The 19,746-nt window shown below is 40.0% G+C and carries 25 protein-coding genes; 6 read left to right on the forward strand and 19 right to left on the reverse strand.

The annotated features are described in order from the left end of the window. Positions 1-141 precede the first annotated feature (141 nt). A complete protein-coding gene (locus NSQ72_RS11715; protein ID WP_341084086.1) occupies positions 142-1,230 on the forward strand; it encodes a GntR family transcriptional regulator in 1,089 nt (362 codons plus the stop codon). A gap of 149 nt (positions 1,231-1,379) precedes the next feature. On the opposite strand, the gene NSQ72_RS11720 is transcribed toward NSQ72_RS11715, so the two are convergent. The 13 genes from NSQ72_RS11720 to NSQ72_RS11780 form a co-directional block, all read right to left on the reverse strand. After that, complete coding sequence (locus tag NSQ72_RS11720) at positions 1,380-2,105, reverse strand: DsbA family oxidoreductase (protein ID WP_341084088.1); 726 nt, start codon at positions 2,103-2,105, stop codon at positions 1,380-1,382. A 138-nt stretch (positions 2,106-2,243) separates the two neighbouring features. Further along, complete coding sequence (gene hxlB, locus NSQ72_RS11725; protein WP_144516106.1) at positions 2,244-2,801, reverse strand: 6-phospho-3-hexuloisomerase; 558 nt, start codon at positions 2,799-2,801, stop codon at positions 2,244-2,246. After that, entirely contained in the window at positions 2,798-3,430 is a 633-nt protein-coding gene (gene hxlA, locus NSQ72_RS11730; protein WP_039180128.1) for a 3-hexulose-6-phosphate synthase, read from the reverse strand. The genes hxlB and hxlA overlap by 4 nt, the downstream gene beginning before the upstream one ends. A 235-nt stretch (positions 3,431-3,665) precedes the next feature. Beyond that, positions 3,666-4,022, reverse strand: a complete 357-nt coding sequence (locus NSQ72_RS11735; protein ID WP_012010675.1) for a winged helix-turn-helix transcriptional regulator — start codon at positions 4,020-4,022, stop codon at positions 3,666-3,668. 75 nt (positions 4,023-4,097) lie between these two features. Beyond that, entirely contained in the window at positions 4,098-4,967 is an 870-nt protein-coding gene (locus tag NSQ72_RS11740; protein WP_039180131.1) for an alpha/beta hydrolase, read from the reverse strand. A gap of 80 nt (positions 4,968-5,047) precedes the next feature. Next, positions 5,048-5,197 carry a hypothetical protein gene (locus NSQ72_RS11745; protein ID WP_268474087.1) on the reverse strand — a complete coding sequence of 50 codons (150 nt, stop codon included), beginning with the start codon at positions 5,195-5,197 and terminating at the stop codon, positions 5,048-5,050. 18 nt (positions 5,198-5,215) lie between these two features. Beyond that, entirely contained in the window at positions 5,216-5,563 is a 348-nt protein-coding gene (locus NSQ72_RS11750) for a YxiJ family protein (RefSeq protein ID WP_341084092.1), read from the reverse strand. Positions 5,564-5,629: 66 nt separating this feature from the next. After that, positions 5,630-6,058 (reverse strand): hypothetical protein, encoded by a 429-nt coding sequence (locus NSQ72_RS11755; RefSeq protein ID WP_445285745.1) that lies wholly within the window; start codon positions 6,056-6,058, stop codon positions 5,630-5,632. Between the two features lie 251 nt (positions 6,059-6,309). Next, a complete protein-coding gene (locus NSQ72_RS11760) occupies positions 6,310-6,924 on the reverse strand; it encodes a hypothetical protein (RefSeq protein WP_341084093.1) in 615 nt (204 codons plus the stop codon). Between the two features lie 24 nt (positions 6,925-6,948). Further along, positions 6,949-7,332: a DUF2750 domain-containing protein gene (locus NSQ72_RS11765; protein ID WP_341084094.1), complete on the reverse strand. Its 384-nt coding sequence runs from the start codon at positions 7,330-7,332 to the stop codon at positions 6,949-6,951. A gap of 53 nt (positions 7,333-7,385) precedes the next feature. Then, entirely contained in the window at positions 7,386-7,523 is a 138-nt protein-coding gene (locus NSQ72_RS11770; RefSeq protein ID WP_338591841.1) for a hypothetical protein, read from the reverse strand. Between the two features lie 71 nt (positions 7,524-7,594). Further along, entirely contained in the window at positions 7,595-8,254 is a 660-nt protein-coding gene (locus NSQ72_RS11775; protein ID WP_341084097.1) for a hypothetical protein, read from the reverse strand. A gap of 63 nt (positions 8,255-8,317) precedes the next feature. Next, positions 8,318-8,920 (reverse strand): TetR/AcrR family transcriptional regulator, encoded by a 603-nt coding sequence (locus NSQ72_RS11780; protein WP_341084098.1) that lies wholly within the window; start codon positions 8,918-8,920, stop codon positions 8,318-8,320. Between the two features lie 129 nt (positions 8,921-9,049). Between NSQ72_RS11780 and cyoE the strand changes: the two genes are divergently transcribed. Then, positions 9,050-9,955 carry a heme o synthase gene (cyoE, locus tag NSQ72_RS11785; RefSeq protein WP_252049628.1) on the forward strand — a complete coding sequence of 302 codons (906 nt, stop codon included), beginning with the start codon at positions 9,050-9,052 and terminating at the stop codon, positions 9,953-9,955. 56 nt (positions 9,956-10,011) lie between these two features. Here the strand turns inward: cyoE and blaBPU are convergent, their stop codons facing one another. Both blaBPU and NSQ72_RS11795 read right to left on the reverse strand, forming a co-directional pair. Then, a complete protein-coding gene (blaBPU, locus tag NSQ72_RS11790; protein ID WP_341084100.1) occupies positions 10,012-10,800 on the reverse strand; it encodes a BPU family class D beta-lactamase in 789 nt (262 codons plus the stop codon). Between the two features lie 125 nt (positions 10,801-10,925). Further along, on the reverse strand, positions 10,926-12,089 hold the full coding sequence (locus NSQ72_RS11795; RefSeq protein WP_144516112.1) for an acyl-CoA dehydrogenase family protein: 1,164 nt from the start codon (positions 12,087-12,089) through the stop codon (positions 10,926-10,928). 144 nt (positions 12,090-12,233) lie between these two features. Between NSQ72_RS11795 and NSQ72_RS11800 the strand changes: the two genes are divergently transcribed. Genes NSQ72_RS11800 through NSQ72_RS11815 form a run of 4 tightly spaced genes read left to right on the forward strand, consistent with a single transcriptional unit; the run spans position 12,234 to position 15,277 of the window. Beyond that, a complete protein-coding gene (locus NSQ72_RS11800; protein WP_059374701.1) occupies positions 12,234-12,998 on the forward strand; it encodes an amino acid ABC transporter ATP-binding protein in 765 nt (254 codons plus the stop codon). Next, positions 12,995-13,855: an amino acid ABC transporter substrate-binding protein gene (locus NSQ72_RS11805; RefSeq protein ID WP_341084101.1), complete on the forward strand. Its 861-nt coding sequence runs from the start codon at positions 12,995-12,997 to the stop codon at positions 13,853-13,855. Before NSQ72_RS11800 ends, NSQ72_RS11805 begins: the two co-directional genes overlap by 4 nt. Further along, entirely contained in the window at positions 13,852-14,550 is a 699-nt protein-coding gene (locus NSQ72_RS11810) for an amino acid ABC transporter permease (protein WP_341084104.1), read from the forward strand. Before NSQ72_RS11805 ends, NSQ72_RS11810 begins: the two co-directional genes overlap by 4 nt. A gap of 13 nt (positions 14,551-14,563) precedes the next feature. After that, positions 14,564-15,277 (forward strand): amino acid ABC transporter permease, encoded by a 714-nt coding sequence (locus NSQ72_RS11815; protein WP_144490357.1) that lies wholly within the window; start codon positions 14,564-14,566, stop codon positions 15,275-15,277. Positions 15,278-15,312: 35 nt separating this feature from the next. Here the strand turns inward: NSQ72_RS11815 and NSQ72_RS11820 are convergent, their stop codons facing one another. The 4 genes from NSQ72_RS11820 to NSQ72_RS11835 all read right to left on the reverse strand — a co-directional run bounded on the left by NSQ72_RS11820 (position 15,313) and on the right by NSQ72_RS11835 (position 19,723). Beyond that, positions 15,313-16,143, reverse strand: a complete 831-nt coding sequence (locus tag NSQ72_RS11820) for a manganese catalase family protein (protein WP_126681547.1) — start codon at positions 16,141-16,143, stop codon at positions 15,313-15,315. 126 nt (positions 16,144-16,269) lie between these two features. Then, a complete protein-coding gene (locus tag NSQ72_RS11825) occupies positions 16,270-17,310 on the reverse strand; it encodes a 2,3-butanediol dehydrogenase (protein WP_017358082.1) in 1,041 nt (346 codons plus the stop codon). Between the two features lie 70 nt (positions 17,311-17,380). After that, positions 17,381-18,601: an MFS transporter gene (locus NSQ72_RS11830; RefSeq protein ID WP_341084109.1), complete on the reverse strand. Its 1,221-nt coding sequence runs from the start codon at positions 18,599-18,601 to the stop codon at positions 17,381-17,383. A 372-nt stretch (positions 18,602-18,973) separates the two neighbouring features. Continuing rightward, entirely contained in the window at positions 18,974-19,723 is a 750-nt protein-coding gene (locus NSQ72_RS11835) for an SDR family oxidoreductase (RefSeq protein WP_099663569.1), read from the reverse strand. Between the last annotated feature and the right edge of the window lie 23 nt (positions 19,724-19,746).

Genomic DNA, 19,746 nt, shown 5'->3' on the forward strand with positions numbered 1-19,746 from the left:
TGACAAAAACCTGCATTTTTTCTGGAGGGATCATGACAGAAAATGAAAGCGCCTGTTTTTGATTCGACAACCATGTTAAAATATGTCCATACAATTTCTTCTCAATCCGAGTAGATGATCAACTGAGAAAGAAGTGAAACGATGAAAAAGAAGTACCAGATCATTATTGATGATATAAAAAGCAAAATACTCACAGGGGATTATCGGATCGGGGAGCGCATTCCAACCGAATCAAGCCTGCAAGACATGTATCAAGTAAGCAGACATACAGTTCGAAAAGCCATTTTGGAATTGTCCAGCGAAGGATTTTTGCGCAGCGAAAAAGGTTCAGGCACATTTGTGACCAATCAATTTCAAACAAAACCTGCGGGACATGCACATATGAAAACGATTGGGGTCATTACAACATACATATCCGATTACATTTTCCCTTCCATCATTCGAGGCATTGAAAGCCGATTAAACGAAGAGAACTATTCCTTGTTACTGGCAAGCACAAATAACGATGTTGAGCAGGAGAAAAAAGCGCTGGAAATGATGCTGTCTTTTGGGGTGGACGGACTTATTGTCGAGCCGACGAAAAGCAATTTATATAATCCAAACATTTCGTACTACTTATCCTTTAAAGAACAGGATGTACCGCTCATTATGATCAATGCCTATTATGAGCAGCTAGAGGTTCCTTTTCTCTGTTTAGATGATGTGAAGTCCAGCTATTTAGCCACAAAAGAGCTGATCACCTCGGGCCATCAGCAAATTGGACTTATTTCAAAAACAGATGATTTACAGGGAAAATATCGGATGAAGGGCTATATTCAAGCGCTAGGTGAAGCGAAGCTTAATTTTCTGCCTGAGCATGTGCTCTTTTTCGATACAGAATCGAAGCAGCATTTGGGGGAGCAAATCCACACATTCCTGTTGGCGCACAGACATGAATTGACCGCCCTTGTTTGCTATAACGATGAGGTGGGGTTAGAAGTCGCCAGCGTATGCAGCGAAATCGGGCTGTCCATTCCAGATGATCTCTCGATTATTGGACAGGATAATTCGTATATTGCCCAGAAAAATGCCCATGTGAAGCTGACAACACTGACCCATCCACAGGAGCAAATGGGCCGTGATGCAGCAGACTGGATGATTAAAAAAGTACAAGGGAAAAAGAATCTCCCTGATCAAACGTTTTACGAGCCTGAATTGGTTCCAGGTGAAACGATCAAACGAATAAAATGAGCCCTTACTCCAAGTGGCTCATTTTATTTTAGATTCCAGCATAAGGCGTGAATGGGTCGGATCCCTGAAATGAAATACATGTGTTTCCCCTCATCCATCATGAATCAATAAAAAATCCCCATCTTATAAAAAGATAGGGAACATATCTATTATGCCTCTTCTTTAGGGGAAGGCACCGCACATACGCCATCTGCACATGCCGCTTCAAACGCATTGTCAGCAGCTTTCTCTGCTTGAGCTGCTTCCTCTGTCCAAGCTGTTTCAAGTGCGCGCAGGAACGTATCTGCTGGCTGTGCACCTGCCACTGAATATTTGTTATTGATTAAGAAAAATGGTACGGCATTAATACCAAGCTGTCTCGCTTCTTTTTCATCTTCTCGTACATGATCTGCAAATTCCTCGCTGTCAAGAGCTTGCTCTACTTCCTTTAAGTCAAGACCTGCTTTTTCTGCAATGTCTAAAAGAGTTTGACGGTCACCAACATGCTTTCCATCTGTAAAATACGCTTGAAACAGCTCTCCCATGATGAAATCGCCTTTCCCCATTTGACCAGCATATTGCGCCAATCGATGGGCATCAAAGGTGTTTGTCAACACGAGCGGATCAAATTGAAAATCAATTCCTTTCTCTTTACCGGCCTGCTTCACCTGCTCATTCATCGCCATGGCCTGGCTGCGGCTCATGCCATATTTTTTGACGAGCATATCGTGAACGTCATGATCGACATCAACAGGTGCATGTGGATCAAGCTCAAAGCTTTTAAACTCTATCTCTACCTGTTCCTTCTCTGGAAATTGTTCTAGCGCTGTTTCCAGCTGTTTTTTTCCTATATAACAAAAAGGACAGGCGATATCTGACCAAATTTGTACTTTCATGTTCATCTTCCTTCCGTGCTGCACTTTTTCTTTAACGATGTAACAATTATAGTTACATCAAATAGATGATGTCAAGATTCTGATCTTGATTTAAATGAAAAAGCCTCTCCTTTAAGAAAGGAAAGGCTTTGAAAATACCTATTCTAAATTTGCATGGTGACCGTACATTTTATGTGTGTCGAGCTCTTTTATTTCCATTAACCTTAAAATGACCGCATCGTATGTCAGAAGAAGCGACTGCTCAAATAGTGAGCCCATTGGCTGAATGGTATGATGGTTTCCTTCCTGTTGATCCTTCGGTGCACCTGACAATAAGATGACTTCATCCGATAGATCAGCTAAAGGTGACTCAGCAGAAAGCGTGAATGCTGCCACTTTTCCGCCAATTGCTTTTGCCTTTTTTGCAAGGACGAGTAAAGACTCTGTACGGCCAGAGCCGCTCCCGACAATCAAAAGATCCTCTTCTGTAAAAGAAGGCGTATTCGTTTCACCAATTACATATGCCTTGACGCCAATATGAGTAAGTCTCATCGCAAACGATTTTCCCATCAAGCCAGATCTGCCCGCACCTGTCACAAAGACTTTTTGTGCAGATAAAATACTTGTGACCAGACGCTCTGCTTGTTCGTCTTGAATGGCAGACGAATGATCAGAAAGCTCATTTAAAATGGCTTTCACATAGTCGCTGGTCTTCATGATTGTGCGATCAGCTGTTTCATTTGTGCAGCCACTTCTGCTTTATTGTCCTGGCTTGCAATACCGCCGCCGACAATGATTAAATCAGGGTTTAATTTCACGACTTCAGGTAACGTATCAAGCTTAATTCCACCTGCAATCGCTGTTTTCGCTTGCTTGACAACTTCTTTAATCGTCATAAGATCAGCAAATGAATTTTGACCAACCGCTTGCAGGTCATAGCCTGTATGCACACAAATATAATCGACTCCAAGCGCATCCAGCTCTTTTGCACGGCCTGCGATATCTTTGATGCCAATCATATCAACTAAAATTTGTTTTCCTCTTGCTTTCGCTTCTTTCACCGCTCCTTGAATAGACATATCTTCTGCCGCTGCAAGAATGGTGACGATATCTGCTCCAGCTTCAGATGCCTGCTGCACTTCATAGCCGGCAGCATCCATAATTTTCAAATCAGCAAGTACACGTAAATTCGGAAAAGCCTGCTTGACTTCTTTTACAGCACGAAGCCCTTCGTTAATCACAACAGGTGTCCCAATTTCGACCACATCAATGGATGCTTCTACTTCTTTGATCAGCTCAATTGCCTCTGGTATATTCACTAAATCTAATGCTAATTGTAATTTCATCAACTTTCACTCCCGTTTTTCATCTCATCTTCAAGAGCTCCGCGGATGATGCATCTTGAACGATGAAATGAGTATAACAACAGGAATGACGCAATGTAAGTACGCACTTTTTTTTTACATACTATACTTTTCCGCATATGGTTACAAAAAAGATACTGTCTTTTGGGCAGTATCTCAGGGTAAAGACAAAGGGCTAAAATAAAGTTATTTTAGCCCTTTGCCTACAATCGTCTTTCTATTTATCATCTTTTAAGAAATTGCTGTCGAGATATTGTTTTCCCCAATCATACATCGCCTCTAAAATCGGCATTAAGCTTTCTCCTAGTTCTGTGAGAGAATACTCAACCTTTGGCGGGACGACAGGATAAACCTCCCGGTGCACAATGTGATCTTCCTCTAATTCTCTTAGCTGATTGACAAGCATTCTTTGCGTAATCCCAGGCATTAACGACTTTAACTCACCAAAACGTTTTGTCCCTTCTCTGCCAAGGTGCCATAAAATCAGCATTTTCCACTTACCACCGATAATATTCAGCGTCAGCTCTTTTTCGCAGTTAAACACTTTATTTTCCATTCGTGATGACAACGACATACACTCCTTTAATAACAAACCACTTAGGTTTTATCATAACTGCAACAAAATGGATTGCCTAGCATATGGTCTTCGTTATTGATTTTGTTTTTTGACAAAAGCCATCACAGCCTCCGTCATTTTTTGTGCTTCTTTTGGCGCTCTGTCTGATCCAAACCATTTGTTCAAGTCACTGTGGCTCAGCGTATGAACCCGAAAAACAAACCGAGAGCCTTTGTCATGATTCAGTTTTTCAGCAAATCTGTACACCTCAGGATTTTCCCAGCCCGTGACCAAATAGACAGGTGGTAAATTCTTTTGATTCATATAAGTGACAGGTGATGCCTTTGTCCAGTTCTTCTCTTGTTTGCCAAAGACTTTTTTGTACGATGGGATGGCTTGTATAAATTGATTGATGTTTAACGGCCCATCTAAAATCACGATGGAATTGATCGTTGTTGGCGACAGCCCCACACGTTTTAAGTAGGTCGAATCTGTGGCAACCAGCGCCGTCAAATGACCGCCCGCTGAGTGACCCATGACATTGATTTTTGATGAATCAATTTGATACTCATCCGCATGATCCTTCACCCATTTAATGGCGTTTACCGTATCATCTGCCATCTGCTCATAGTTGGCATTAGGGTGAAGCCTGTAATTCATCGAAACAAACACATATCCTTGACCTGTAAAATAATCAGCTTTAGAAGCGACTCTATTCTTATCGCCGCCTGTCCAGCCGCCGCCATGGAGATAGATCATGACTGGATGCTTCTTCTTTTTGTCTTCATCTTTGCCCTTCGGCATATACATATCGAGGGTTTGCTGTTTATTTTGTGTGTCTGCATAATGGATGTTTGTCGTCGGTTTAGGCTGGTTGAAACGGAACACAAAGAATGCGCATACCAATAAGCCAGCGATGACCGCCGCAAATAAGAGCCATTTCAAGATTCGATTCAATGTCATTGCACCTTTCTGTGTTGGGATGGGGAAGCATGAGTAGCAGATATGTAGATAAACTAGCAGCATTCAATTCGATACTAGATTCATATGGGATGTGCAAGAGCAAAACAATTGATCAAGTCGTCATATTCATTATACTCTTTAAAGTAGTGAAATTCATTGATTTGCTTTAGATGACTGATATCGAAATCAGGGATTTGCTTCTGGATTTTTCCATCTAAAAACCATGTCATTGTTTGTCCTCCAAGAGGTTATTGTATAAATGCAATAATTCGTTTTCTTGTTTCTTCATGGTATTGAACGTAGGAATGCAATAAAGGATACGATTCAAGGATATGGTAAAACGATTTGATTTGAGGGGATTGCTCTTCAAATGACTGACGTAACACGTTTAACTGTTTTTTCGGTATTCGTTTATGATCAACCACATAACTCAAACTGCCTGCAACAAGTGAAAAAAATAAATAAAAATCATCTGAGGGCATACCAGTTTCTTCTTCAAAAGAGACGATATCATCTGGATAAGCGGAATCTAACAAGTATTGATAGCGCTGCTTCAAATCATTGATTAAGCCTTGTTTATCTTGGCTCGTGTTCATGGATCCACTACACCTTTCTCTCAATGCTTTTAAGTAGGTTAAAATTTAAGAAGATTATAGTTCTTATTATTCAATATTTGTGTAATTTTGAATGAATTCATTTTTAAAATCTTCTGGAAGTTTCTGATTTCGAAATACAACAGAAATCCAACCTAATACAATCTCATCTAAAGTTCTCCACGTTTTTAGCAATTGTTTATTCATATGTTCTAATTGATGAGTCGCTAATACTCCTATCTCATAACCTCTTTCACCATAAATGATCCATTTTGCAGAAGGGGAAACCCATATCACACGTGAAGCAATATTCATCATGCTATCGTTTACACTATGTATCGGGTAATCCGTTAAGATATCAAGGTAATCACTTGGTGTGATATTTAACGGGATTTTCACGCAAGGATAATAACCAAAATCACGATAATAATTATCCATAGTCTTCTGCTCATCTAACACAGCCATTAGTATATATTCATCTCTATGGTTCAAAGCCAAATCTTTTAGTGTCTCCCAGCTATCGTCTGATAACAACCAATGGAATTCTTCGAATAAATAATGAGGGGTTTTTGTTTTCAACACTTAATCAGGGAATGTCTTCGTACTGTTAACGAGCGAATTAACAAACGATAGAACATGTTCAAGTTCTTTTGGATCGGATATAAACAAATTTTTCACTTTATGCTCCTTTCATATCTTCGGATAAGGCTATTATCAGTCATTGATTCTCCATTCCACCGGTTGGAGCATTATGCATAACTAGAAAGCATTTGAGTGTAATAGTCATTGAATGTTTTTTGATCCTTCAATAATCCTTCAAACCAGTTTGCTAAAACAGGGTGATCCATTGGTTTCCACCCTTCTTTTAATAACCTATTTTTCACAGAATCTTTTGTTGATACCATTCCTATGATACAAATTTCCATATCTCTATCTGCCCAAATCGCCCACTGCAAAGAATGCGGTAACCAGACCACTATGTACGAATTCGTTATGATATCATCTGCTATAGACTCTTTTGGATGCGTCCATAGTGCATTTACATAATCCTCACTTGAAATGTTTACATTCGCTTTCAGCCAATTATAATAACCAAATTCCTTCAAATAATATTTGGTTGGATCTGGTTGAAGGACTGCAGTCAAAAATTCTCTATCTTGTGTAACAGTTGATAACTCTTTTATGGTTGGTAAAATATCATCACTCAATGCCCAATCAAACTCTTGAAACAAAAAACAATCAAATGTCTTACGGAAGACTTGTTGTGGCAGCTTTTTATTTGTGTCAAACACATGATCTACTAAATTCTGATAGAATTTGAATTCTTTTTCTGAACGAATAAATAAGTCTTCAAGCCGTTTCAAACAACTACCTCCACTCTTGTCGAACTAGTAGTTTTTTAATTCTTCCTCTATATCTTCTTTTAATGTTTGAATTTCAATTGACACCGAATTATTTCGATTATAGAAAATGGACGGATTGAATCCATCTGCTATCATGCCCGGGAGCCACTCTTCTATAAAGTCTTCTAAATTAATCATTTCTGGCACTGTTTTTTCCCATTGATCGATTGCGCAATAAGCGGCATGATCCTTTGTCGCCCAAAAATGAAACTGCGGTACACCACGTTCATCCTCTGACATAACCCAGCCCTTCTCGTTGCTTAATGACCAAACCTCTTCTAAATCAACAATCTTTTTGATGAAATAGTTATAACGCTTTTTCGCAGATAACTGGATGGTGGTTTCTAATTCTTTCGGATGCATGGACATTGCGTCGCTCCTTATCTATTTATTTACTGTAGAAAATGGCATGATTTTAGAGATTACTTATTGAATACGACGACTCCATACGGATTATAAAACAAATCAGCTTCGGAATAAAAATCGTATTCAATAAGAGCTGGCCCGTCATCACCTAAAATAATGTTCTTTTTCTTATGTTCTTCTTCCCAAAAGCCCATTTAAAATACACTCCTTTATATTTTTGCGTTCTTGATTTCCACAAGTGTTATGCTATTCTCATTTTGTCTTATCACAATAACCGTAAACTTGTATAAACAGGTTTATTTGTATGTTTGAATAGTGCTACTTCATGATCAGTTAACCACTTAAGCTCTCGCATACGATAAGAAATTTCTTCCAAACAGGTATCGGTTTTAGCAATTAGTTTTTTAGATAATATCTTTCTTTTTTTGTCTTCAATGACAAGATAGAGAGTAAACTGCTTTAGTTCTAACTCGATCAGAGGATATGCTTTCTTTTTTTTATCGGGGCTTAGTTTTGTTTGTTTTCCTTTTATCTCAGCTTTATATTTCTTTTCTTTCATTTTTTGAAATGTCGCTTTGACGAGCTGAATGTCCCAATTTTTTAATTCACACAGATAGAGCATCGCTTTTTCCAAAGTATCAGCTAAGATCTTTTTCTTATTTGTTGCATTTTGAAATTCACTGTAACAGAAGGGTACTTCTAACTCGTAAGTATTTTTTAAAAATAAGATGTCAGGTTCATTTTTAGAAGTACTAATTAATTTGTAGTCTTTAAAAGATCCACATATAAAAACAATAGCCTCACAATATTTCGTTTGAATTCTTTTCCCTAATTCCGATAAAAACATTTCAGTTATACAAAGGGATTGGCTAGCTATGTTCCCACAATCGTCATCTGACATTAATTGGATATATTTCAAATACACTTCTTATAATCCTCCTTTCTAGAATCACTTTCTCACCACATTCAAACTAAGGAACCTTAATTTCTATTTAAAGGAAATTAATCTTTTTAAGGATTTTTCTAATAAATCATGTGGTATATGGTCTTGACTAATAAAATGAAATATTGCTATACCATTTTCCAATGAGAGAATTGTCCATGCCATTTCTTCAGGTGAAAGAGTACATGTAAGGTTCTCTTTTTCTATTAAATTCTCAATGGATTGAGAGATTTGTTTTACCGATTGTAGGATCATATTTGACCACTGACACCTTACTTCCTCATTTCTCATTGAATACAAAAGAAATTCCATATTAAGCAGGCTCCACGTCCGATTTTCTTCACAATTTTGAATAGACATTTGATTCATTTTTTCTGGAAAGTGTAAAAGAGAAGGCTGTTCTGCTAATAAAGCATTGATTTTTTTAACATGTAATTGCATTTGTTGTTCCAATAGAGCCAGAAAGATCTCTTCCTTTGAATGGAAATGCGCATAAAAGGCCCCTTTGCTAAATCCTGCATATTCTGCCAATTTATCAATGGAGACCCCATGAAAACCATACTTGGCGAAATTCTCAACTGCAGAATTTATGAGTAATTTCCGTGTTTCATATTTCCTTTCATTTTGCGTTTTTCTTTGTCTAATCATTCCTTTACCTCCTTATATTGACAATAATACCATATAGAATTAATATACCAATTAGTATATAAATTCTATATGGTATATATCTTGATGTACAGCATAAACAATTAATCGCTATGGAAAAGGAGCAAAACAATGCGAAAGATGGGGAAAAAAATTCACAAAACGAAAAGGGACATAATCGCTCAAACAGTTAAATCAGGAATTATTACATCAAATTTAATCCCAATGTGTGCTGGCTTAACCTTGGCATTATACACTTATCAAATTGACATCCTTCATAAATCTATTGAGATACTATTTGCATTTACAGGTTCAATTTTATTAATTGGTGCTGCTGGAGCTTTAAACAATTTGTATGATAGGGACATAGATTCCGTGATGAATAGAACAAAAAACAGACCTACTGTAACAGGAGAAGTCAATCTTAAAAAAGTTCTATGGCTTAGTATCTTAATGTCTATTTTAGGATTGATTTTTTTAGCATTTACAACCTATCTAGCAGCTATTATAGGATTGATTGGTTTACTTTTTTATATTTTCCCTTATACAATGTGGAGTAAAAGAAAAACCGTTTACAACACAGAAATTGGTAGCATTTCTGGGGCAATGCCGCCTCTCATTGGTTGGACGGCTATTTCACCAGACATCTCACACCCAGCTATTCTGGGGTTATTTTTCATTACAATTATTTGGCAGATGCCGCATTTTTACTCAATAGCTATTAGAAAGCAAAATGAATACAAGGCAGCAAACATTCCCATGTTACCTGTTGTAAAAGGAATGAAAAGAACATACTTGCAAACCAATCTTTATATCTTAGCAATAACCTTAAGCAGTTTTCTTTTCCGTTCTTTAAGCATAGGGCTTGTGCTTATGTCTTTTTTTCTAGGTTTTATATGGATTTGTTTAAGTATTTTAGGTTACAAGCGAATGAATTCAGAGAAGTGGGCATCATTTATGTTTGTCTACTCACTAATTTATATGACAACTCTTTATTCAACGGTCATTATCTATACTCTTACTCGTCAAATTTTTTGATTTATTCAAACCTTAGTAATGTAGATGACCATAAAAAAGTTCATATAAAAAGCATCCTAAACGGATGCTTCAATCAAATGATATTTTTTCAAAATACGATAGGTGATTTCTTTTGCTTCTAGTCCGGTGCCTTCGATATTTGTGGCGAAGATGTAGGTTTTGTTTTCATGTTTGATGAAGCCTACGTACCATCCAATGCCAGAGCCGGAGCCTGTTTTTCCGTATAGGGTGGCATGTTTCTCTTCTTCTTGTATCATCATTCGTTTGACCGTTCTCATGACAGATAGGTCAAATGGGAGACTTTCTTCATATAGCTGTTTGAGGAAATGGACTTGTTCTATTGGAGAAATGCGCAACGAATTGCTTAACCAAAATTGATCGATTCCACCAGATATGTCTTCATTGCCATAGTGAATGGCTTTCACCCAATGGCTCATGCGTTCTTCCCCGATGTCACGCGCCATGGCTTGATAGTACCAGACGACTGAATCTCTCATGCCAGAGCCCAGTGTATGATCCTTATTCCAGTTATCAATTTCTCTTTTTACTCCGTCCCAATATTTGATGTCATATTCATCTCTCACCGCGCCTGTTTGGAGGCCGATGAGGGCATTTGCCACTTTAAATGTTGATTGTGGGGCAAAGCGCTGATTCGCTCTTTTTTTGTTATACACCCATGGCGATTTTTCTTTTACTTCTTGGATCACAAATGTACCTTCCCTGTCTTTCAAGAATTCATCTACTGACCATGCTGGTGATGTTCCCTCACTTGATGACGGCTGACCGATACAAAGCGCCATCAGCATAATGGATGAAACCAACCATTTCATATGCTTTTTCTTCAAAAAAATCGCTCCTTTTCCCATGATTTGTATCGATTGTAGCATGCCTGAGCGATGAGACATAAGGTACGCTTGTCCTCTTTTCTGTCAAATAAAAAAAGCCGGTTTCATCCGGCTTTCTGATCATATTAGCTTTCTTTTTTCTCTTCAATGGCCTGCTTCGCGATTTTTGAAATCGTCATATCATCCATTGGCGGGTTATGGAGCCCAGCCCGAATATCTCGATAGTAACGCTGCAGCGGACAGCCAAGACTCAAACTTTTTGCACCGACTAAACGCATGGCTTTATCAACCACCTGCAGACTATGATTGACGACTGTATGCTTCACTGCACCGAATTCATTGATTAACAGCTCTCTTTTCTCAGGCTGCTCATACAATGTTGTCGTTGAATAGATGACGTGGCGTGCTTGCTTTAGTAGTAAATCAATTTCGCCAATCAGTGTTTGGACATTTGGCAGGTCACTAATCGTTCCGCTAATACTGTTCGGTGAATGGGTAATGGCATACTGAACAGCATAATCTCTTGCCGCTTGCGCAATCCCTAAATAGCAGGAAGGAATATGTGCAATCCAAGGGTTTAATGTACCGCCTCGAGGTCCTTTTTGCACTTCAACAAGCATGTCATCTGGGACTTCCACTTGGTCTAGGATTAAATCATGGCTTTCTGTTCCTCTCATGCCGACAACATCCCATGTTTCTTCTATAGAAACACCTTTCGTATCACGGTGAATTAAGAAGAATCCCATCGCTTCTTTTTCTTCAATCCATACGCCGACTAAAAAGTATGTGAGAGCTGGTGACATCGTTGTGAAAATTTTACGTCCATTGATCACCCAGCGATCACCTGATTTAATCGCTGTTGTTCCAGGCTTGCCGCCTCTTGTTGGGCTGCCTGTCTGCGCCTCACTCACAGCGCGGTTGACAAGGGCGCCCTTCTTCACTTCTTCCGCAAAGAATTGCAGCTGTTTCTCATTCCATAGTTTCTTTTCATAAATTTCACCTACAACTCCTTGGTGCCAGCCGATCGATAAGGCAGTTGCTCCGTCCATGCTCCCAAGCGTTTCTTGAAATAGAACCATATCTGTTACAGATTGACCTCCGCCTCCATATTCAGCGGGGAGAGACAGGGTTGTATATCCCATGTTTACTAATGATTCGATATTCTTTTTAGGAAAATAAGCGCCTTCATCATGTTTTTTTGCGTTTTGTTCGATCGTTTCACGAAGAGATTCCAGCTGATTGAGCCATGTTTTTTGAAAATCGGTATCGACAAATAATGCTTTAGACAAAATGTATCCAACTCCTCTGTTTCTCACAATCTATGATATCTCATTTTTCCAATTGGAATGAATAAAACACACTTTACTTATAGGATTTAATGTGTTAAATTTTATCAATATTAAGTACATCTGTCAAAGGAACGTGATGCTTTTATGATCTCAGCTACTAATCTACATAAATCTTATGGGCAGACCCATGTGTTAAAAGGCATTGATTTTTCCGTACAAGAAGGTGAAGTGGTCGCAATTATTGGACCGAGCGGATCAGGAAAAACAACACTTCTCCGCAGTTTAAACAGCCTCGACATTCCAGACAAAGGAAAGCTGACTGTTGGAGAAGCCACGATTCAATTTGAACGATATCATAAAAAAGATCTTTTAAAACTAAGGCAGCAATCTTCCATGGTATTTCAGCATTATCACTTGTTTCAAAATAAACGGGCACTTGAAAATATTACAGAGGGATTGATTGTGTCTCAAAACATGTCTAAGAAAGAAGCAGAAAAGGTTGGAGAGCAATTTTTAACGCGGATTGGACTGCTTCATAAAAAGGATGCATTTCCGAGTGAATTATCTGGCGGGCAGCAGCAGCGGATTGGAATTGCCCGCGCTCTTGCGATGAATCCTGCGGTGCTTTTGTTTGATGAACCAACCTCCGCACTGGACCCAGAGATGGTTGGAGAAATCCTTGAAATGATCAAAGATATTGCAAGCCAGGGGATGACGATGGTCATTGTGACGCATGAAATTTCGTTTGCAAAGGACGTAGCGGATACGGTGATCTTTATGGCAGATGGGGAAATTGTTGAAAAAGGCTCACCAGAAGATGTTCTAATGAAGCCTCAGCATGAACGAACGAAACAATTTTTATCCAGAATTCATCGCGGAATGTGGCAAGGATCGGAGGAAGACATATGAAGCAAAAGACAGCATTCATGACATCTGGTGTCCTTCTGTTTCTCCTCTCTCTGATTGGCTGCAGCAGTGTAAAAACAACAACAGATGATGGAAAACAAATTGTGAAAGTCGCACTGAGTGCAGAGGTCAATCCACCCTTTTTAGCGACAAATGACCGAAACGAACCGATTGGCTATAACATTGATTATTTAAATGAAGTGGAAAAAAGACTTCCGCACATCCATTTTGATTACATATTTGGCGAGGAAGAATCCAATTTAATTGGTGTTGGCGCGGGGAAGTTTGAAATGGCAGCTAATTGGTTTTTCAGTAACCCTGAACGCGAAAAGCGGTTTCTTTATCCTAAGGTTCCGTACGGCTATTCGATGACAGGTTTAATTGTGAATGAATCAAACCAGGATATTCAATCGCTTGACGATATGACATCTAAAAAGCTGGCTCCTGTCAGTCCTAGCGGCGGATTGCGTTCCATATTAAATCAATATAATGAAGAACATGATCCAGATATTCCGCTGACAACCATTGAGAGCCCTTCAAATGAACTCAACTTAAAGCGCGTTGAAAGCGGACGGTCTGATGCGGCGTTTATGAATATTTCAACCTTTGATACCATTCATAAGAATCTGAATCTGAAGGTCAAAGTGGGCGGGATCGTGTCAAAGGAGCCGATCTATCTTGTCTTACAGCCAAGTCAAAAACAGCTTGCAGCAGATTTGGACCGGGTTACACAAGAGATGATTGATGATGGAACATTGCCTAAGCTTGCGAAAAAGTGGTTTGGGGTTGATTTCTTTCAAGATATTGACTACATCTCAGAGCAAGGCTATCAATATGAAGAAAGGAAGGAAGCGTCATGACGTTTACAGCTGGAGATTGGCTGCGGATCTTTTTACAGGTGCTTGAACGCCTGCCACTCACTTTTCTCATTATTGTAGTGTCATTGTTTTTCGCTATCATAATAGGGCTCCTATTTGCATGCATTCGTATTAAGCAAATCCCAGTGCTGAAGCAATTGGCTGTTGTCTATTTATCTTTTACACGAAGTACGCCATTAATTGTTCAGTTATTCTTAATTTATTTTGGACTGCCTCAGCTTTTACTTGTGGCAGGAATTCAAATCAACCATTGGGATCGTGTGTTATTTGTGATGATGACGTTCTCTTTACATACGGGCGCTTATTTATCTGAAGTCTTTCGCAGTGCGTATTCATCAGTTGGGAAAGATCAGCTGGAAGCCGCCTACATTGTTGGGATGACAGATACACAGGCCTTGATCAGGATCATTATCCCGCAGGCCTTTCTCATTGCCCTGCCAAACCTCGGAAATTACACCATTGATCTTGTGAAAGACACGGCCATTGCCTTTACGATCGGGCTCATCGATATTATGGGACAGGTGAAGATCATCTTAGGAAATAACTATGGAATCGGCATGTTTGAAGTATATGTAATCATTGCGATTTTGTACTGGCTCATTTGTATGAGCATTGAACTAGTCACCATGCTGCTTGAAAAGAAATTTGTAAAAGGCCGCACCAGCCTGTCACGTTAAGGAGGCGATTTAGATGCAAACCATTGATATTCAATTTGCGATTGACCAAGTACCTCATATTCTAAAAGGCGTTCCTTTCACCTTATTAATTGCACTAGTTTCTATGGCTGTGAGTCTTGTGATCGGATCTGTTTTTGCTTTTATTCGTCTCTTTCGCATCCCTGTACTCAGGCAGTTGGTCACGCTCTACGTCTCCTTTTTTAGAGGTACGCCTCTAATTGTTCAACTGTTTGCTTTCTTTTATGGGCTTCCTTTTGTTCTAACTAGCATGAGCGGCACATTCGGGCTGACCTTTCACCCGGACATGGTCTCCCCATTAGCTGTTGCCCTCATTACCTTCAGCCTGCATTCAGCCGCCCATTTAACAGAGGTGGTCCGAAGTGCACTTCTCGCAGTAGACAAAGGGCAGCTGGAAGCGGCAAAAATTGTAGGCATGACCACAAGGCAGGCGATGCTTCGCATTATTTTGCCGCAGGCATTTGTTGTGGCCTTACCGAACCTAGGCAATCAGCTCGTTCAGCTATTAAAAGCGACATCTCTTTCGTTTACAATTGGGGTACTCGAAATCATGGGTATTTCCCGGATCATTGCAAATGACGGCTATCAGTTTTTAGAAACTTATCTCGTCTCTGCTTTGATCTATTGGCTGCTGAGCATTTTCTTTGAATTAGCTTTTGCATTATTAGAGAAACGTGTCAGCGTGTACGGCAGAACTCTCGGACGTTAAAAAGTCGATCAGGCACAAAAACCTGATCGACTTTTTTATTCACCCTTTTTTGGTGTGTTAAACAGTTCTTTTGGTGCGGGATTGAGCTTTGGTGCTGAGCCGAATACGACAGGTGCAGAAATATATCTGAACTCTCCTTTTCCATCCATGCTGCGGCCATGTGCCCATCTGCCTTCCTTGCTTTCTTCCCCTCTTGAAAAGTTAAACAAATCATAGGATACTTGCTGTTTTTCTAGTGAACGAGGGAAAGTAGTTGGTACGACGACATCCCCTTCCCGCTCTTCTAATTCCTTAATTGCCGCAACCCACATATTTTGATGATATGTATCACGAGCAATGAGGAAGGAAAGCATATCTTTGACGCCGCGGTCATCTGTCATCTCATAAAGCCTTGTGACCTGAAGTCTCCCCTGTGATTCTGCATTTAAATTGGCTCTGAAATCCGCCATTAAATTTCCGCTTGCAATGATATACTTGGCATTCCACGGATACCCTTGACTATCCGCTGCCATCGCCCCTAAGCCGGCAACAATTGCATGCTGCGGATTCATTCCGCCCATAACAGCCGCAAGTGCCGGATCACTTTGATACGCCTGTTCCTGTTCTTTTACCGGTGCTTTATCAAGTAGACGAGCGATCATTGTCGCCAGCATTTCGACATGACCAATTTCCTCTGTACCAATATCAAATAATAAATCCCTATATTTTTGGTCTGCCCGGCAATTAAAGCCTTGAAATAAATATTGCATCATCACACTAATTTCACCATATTGACCGCCTAATACTTCTTGCAGCTTTTTCGCGTAAAGCGGATCAGGCTTTGAGGGCTTTGCTTCATATTGCAATTCTTTGATGTGATAAAACATGATGTCATCTCCCTTATCATGAAACATCTTTTCAATTATCACTATTCAACCGCAGCTCTCTTTATGAAAATGATCTGATCACATAAAAAAAGAGAATGGCTTATGCCATTCCCTTTGTTATCTTACTTATTCAGCACTGACTAAAATTTTCACTTGATCTTTTTCATTGATTAAAGCATGGAAACCATCCTCGATCACATCGTCCAGCTTGATTTTTTTCGTGACGAGTGTGTCTGCAGAGAAATAGCCTTTTCTCATTAAGTTTAATACAGATGGGAATACGTCTCTGTAGCCGATAATTCCTTTCACTGTACGTTCTTTAATGACAATATCATTCGGCATAATTTCTGCGCCTTTTTCCCAAATACTTACAATGACGGTTTCACCTGAAATTCTAGTTGATTGGATTGCTTGCTTCAATACAACAGGTACACCTGTCACTTCAAAAGAAACATCGACGCCACCGTTTGTACGGCGTGCGATTTCTTGAACAACATCTTCATATTGAGAAGGATCTACAATGATCGCTCCAAGCTCTTTTGCTTTCTCTTGGCGTTCTTTTGATAATTCAACTGCATAAATATCAGTAGCACCAGCTGCTTTTAATGCTTCAATGACAAGTAAACCAATTGGTCCGCAGCCAAACACAGCCGCTGTATCCCCAGCTTGTACTTTACTAGAACGTACCGCATATAAAGCAACTGCAGAAGGCTCAACAAGCGCGCCTTGCTCATAGGAGATTTCGTCTGGTAATAAATGAAGTAATTCTTCATCAACTGATACATATTCAGAGAATCCACCGCCGCCTCCGGCAAGTCCTAAAAAGCCCATGTTTTCATCTAAGTTATAAGCACCTTGATGCCCGTGAGTTGCAAAAATAGGTTCTACAACCACTCGATCGCCTACTTTGTAATTGCTTACGCCTTCTCCTACTTCAACAACTTCCCCAGAGAACTCGTGTCCCAATGTAATTGGTGCTTTTTCTTTTGTAAGTGGATGAGGTTCATTCACAGGAATGAAGATCGGTCCGCCTAAATATTCATGTAAATCACTACCACAAATGCCGCACCATTTTACTTTCAGTTTCACTTTACCTGGAGCAACTGTTGGTTCGTCAATTTCCTCTAGTCGAATGTCCTTTTGATCGTGCCAGCGTAGTGCTTTCATTTGTAAGACTCCTTTTCTCATCAATTTAATTAACTTACTTAAATAATGATAACATAATTTTTTTAATTTTCTAAGTAGGATGCACTATTTTTTTGACAGTCAATGGACGAAAGATGACAAAACATAGCAATAGACAGATAAGAAGCATACATATACACCCAATGATGATGGACATTCTGATTGATAAAACATGAGCAAGCCCGCCGAATATTCCTGTCATGGCTATTGTCAAAATGGCTTCAATGAAAGCATAAAAGCTGGCTATCCTTCCCATCACCTCTACTGGGATATTTGTTTGATAGAACGTCATAAAACCTGTATTCGCAAAAGCTAAAAAGAAGGCTAAAACAAAAAATCCAACAGCGGCTGCAAATAGGGTGCTGGAAAATGCATATATAAGATAGCCAAACGCCACAAACAAACTGCCGACTCCAAGCATCAGCGAAACTGACAGCCTTTCGACAATGACCGAATTAAGACTTGCCCCTGCGATGATGCCTGCTCCAGCCACACTAACAAGAAGGCCATATTGGGTATCAGTCAGCATCAGTACTTCTTTTGCAAAGGCTGTTTCAAGTGAGTCAATGGCCGTAGGAAGGACCGATATCGCCGCACTAAATAATAAATATACCGCCATGATCTGGCGTGACGTCAGACTAAATCGCAGAACCAGCTTGGCATCCTCTTTTAACATTGAAAGGGAAAACCCCTTTTGGCCAGCATCTGTTTTGAGCAAATTCGGTAAACACATCGTTAACAGAGCAGATATCAAAAGGCAGAACGCATTTACATAAATTGAAAGAACAGGCGTCCCGATGAGAAAAAGCAGACCTGCTGCTGCGGGTCCAAGTAAAAATCCACCGGATTGTAATAAAGAGCGAATGGCATTAAACCGTTTTCGGTTATCGGCCGGGATGAGTCCTGTCATATACACCATCGACGCTGGATGAAACATCGCTTGTGCCATCTGTATGAAAAACACCATGACATACAGGATGAGCAGATGTCCTGAAAATAAGGCAAAAGGGATGCATGCAATGAGCAAAGCACGGGTAATATCTAAACTGATCATCACATTCCGCTGATTCAGCCTGTCAATCAAACTGCCAGACCAGCTATTGGTTAAAAGAGAAGCTGCCGGTCTTAGCAAATAAACTGCTGTTACAGCAAGTACAGAGCCCGTTTCTTGAAAAATAAGCAGATGGAGGGCAATCATATAAATCCATTCTCCTATGTTTGCGATCCCGATGGCTCCAAGCAAAATACTCATATCCCGCCAATGTTTTTTCATCATTGTCCCCCCTATTTGTCATAAAAAAAATCCCGCCCCCAAGACATTTCTGTCTTGAGGACGGGATTTACTCCGCGTTGCCACCTCAGTTCATTCATCTGTTGCCAGATGAACCTTAGCGGGTGATCATTCACCCTTCTCTGTAACGGGAGAAATTCGCTGCACCACCATCCGAGAGAATCCGGTGCAGAGCTAAGAGGCTTGGTTCCATCATGCTTCCCAGCTCCTTCTCAGCTTCACGGAGTTCTCTGTGTGGGGCAGCTATGATGTACTCTTCTCTATTAGCGCTGTGTCTTTTTTTCATCACGATCTTCAGCTGAATTGTTACATATTGTACTGCCGCTTGATCAAAGCGTCAATGTTTTTTTCATATTAATCCGCATAAATCATTTTTCTAGTCATGCCGCCATCAACAACCAAATCTGTGCCGGTCACAAATTGATTGTCTTCATCTGTTAAATAAAAACAAGCTTTCACAATATCCTTAGGGGTGCCGACTCGATTGGAAAGATGCTGCTGATGGTCAATTTCTCGAAGACTTTTCTCATCTTTCGTTTCAATCCATCCAGGGGAAATGCTATTCACCGTAATATGATCCTCACTAAAAGAAACTGCCAAGGCATGAGTAAGTGCAGAAATCCCGCCTTTTGATGCAGCATAAGCTTCCGTATGAGGCTCTGACATGGTCGCACGGGTAGATGAAATGTTCACAATGGAACCGCCTTTTGGATTCTCTTTCATATAACGCGCTGCTTCTCTAGCACATAAGAAAGTCCCTCTTACGTTTGTATGCAGGACATGATCCCACTCATCGACTGTTAATTCATAAGGTGATACTGTGCACATGACGCCTGCATTATTGATGAGAATATCAATCGTTTTACAGCGCTCCGCTGCAAACGACATTAAGCGCTGGATATCCTTCTCTTGTTTCACATCCGTTTTGATGAAATAAACTTCATAGGACTCTTTTCTCAGCTGCTCCTCCAAACGCTTCCCCTTCTCTTCATCTATATCCGCAAACACCACACGCGCCCCTTCTTTTGCATAACCGCAGGCGATCGCTTCACCAATTCCATTGGCTGCGCCTGTGATGATGACGGTTTTTCCTTTAAAATTCAGCATTTGATTGATTCCTTTCTATG

The organism is Bacillus sp. FSL R5-0659 (genome assembly GCF_038008785.1).
Taxonomy (GTDB): domain Bacteria; phylum Bacillota; class Bacilli; order Bacillales; family Bacillaceae; genus Bacillus; species Bacillus safensis.

What these genes read in the sequence shown, in the direction of transcription:
- NSQ72_RS11830 (WP_341084109.1), bottom strand. Translation starts at nt 18,601, where the DNA reads ATGAAAAAACATTGGCGGGATATGAGTATTTTGCTTGGAGCCATCGGG.
- cyoE (WP_252049628.1), top strand. Translation starts at nt 9,050, where the DNA reads ATGCGAAAGATGGGGAAAAAAATTCACAAAACGAAAAGGGACATAATC.
- NSQ72_RS11750 (WP_341084092.1), bottom strand. Translation starts at nt 5,563, where the DNA reads ATGAACACGAGCCAAGATAAACAAGGCTTAATCAATGATTTGAAGCAG.
- NSQ72_RS11780 (WP_341084098.1), bottom strand. Translation starts at nt 8,920, where the DNA reads ATGATTAGACAAAGAAAAACGCAAAATGAAAGGAAATATGAAACACGG.
- NSQ72_RS11735 (WP_012010675.1), bottom strand. Translation starts at nt 4,022, where the DNA reads ATGTCGTTGTCATCACGAATGGAAAATAAAGTGTTTAACTGCGAAAAA.
- NSQ72_RS11825 (WP_017358082.1), bottom strand. Translation starts at nt 17,310, where the DNA reads ATGAAAGCACTACGCTGGCACGATCAAAAGGACATTCGACTAGAGGAA.
- hxlB (WP_144516106.1), bottom strand. Translation starts at nt 2,801, where the DNA reads ATGAAGACCAGCGACTATGTGAAAGCCATTTTAAATGAGCTTTCTGAT.
- NSQ72_RS11715 (WP_341084086.1), top strand. Translation starts at nt 142, where the DNA reads ATGAAAAAGAAGTACCAGATCATTATTGATGATATAAAAAGCAAAATA.
- NSQ72_RS11805 (WP_341084101.1), top strand. Translation starts at nt 12,995, where the DNA reads ATGAAGCAAAAGACAGCATTCATGACATCTGGTGTCCTTCTGTTTCTC.
- NSQ72_RS11815 (WP_144490357.1), top strand. Translation starts at nt 14,564, where the DNA reads ATGCAAACCATTGATATTCAATTTGCGATTGACCAAGTACCTCATATT.
- NSQ72_RS11720 (WP_341084088.1), bottom strand. Translation starts at nt 2,105, where the DNA reads ATGAAAGTACAAATTTGGTCAGATATCGCCTGTCCTTTTTGTTATATA.
- hxlA (WP_039180128.1), bottom strand. Translation starts at nt 3,430, where the DNA reads ATGAAATTACAATTAGCATTAGATTTAGTGAATATACCAGAGGCAATT.
- NSQ72_RS11820 (WP_126681547.1), bottom strand. Translation starts at nt 16,143, where the DNA reads ATGTTTTATCACATCAAAGAATTGCAATATGAAGCAAAGCCCTCAAAG.
- NSQ72_RS11770 (WP_338591841.1), bottom strand. Translation starts at nt 7,523, where the DNA reads ATGGGCTTTTGGGAAGAAGAACATAAGAAAAAGAACATTATTTTAGGT.
- NSQ72_RS11745 (WP_268474087.1), bottom strand. Translation starts at nt 5,197, where the DNA reads ATGACATGGTTTTTAGATGGAAAAATCCAGAAGCAAATCCCTGATTTC.
- NSQ72_RS11800 (WP_059374701.1), top strand. Translation starts at nt 12,234, where the DNA reads ATGATCTCAGCTACTAATCTACATAAATCTTATGGGCAGACCCATGTG.
- NSQ72_RS11765 (WP_341084094.1), bottom strand. Translation starts at nt 7,332, where the DNA reads ATGTCCATGCATCCGAAAGAATTAGAAACCACCATCCAGTTATCTGCG.
- NSQ72_RS11810 (WP_341084104.1), top strand. Translation starts at nt 13,852, where the DNA reads ATGACGTTTACAGCTGGAGATTGGCTGCGGATCTTTTTACAGGTGCTT.
- NSQ72_RS11740 (WP_039180131.1), bottom strand. Translation starts at nt 4,967, where the DNA reads ATGACATTGAATCGAATCTTGAAATGGCTCTTATTTGCGGCGGTCATC.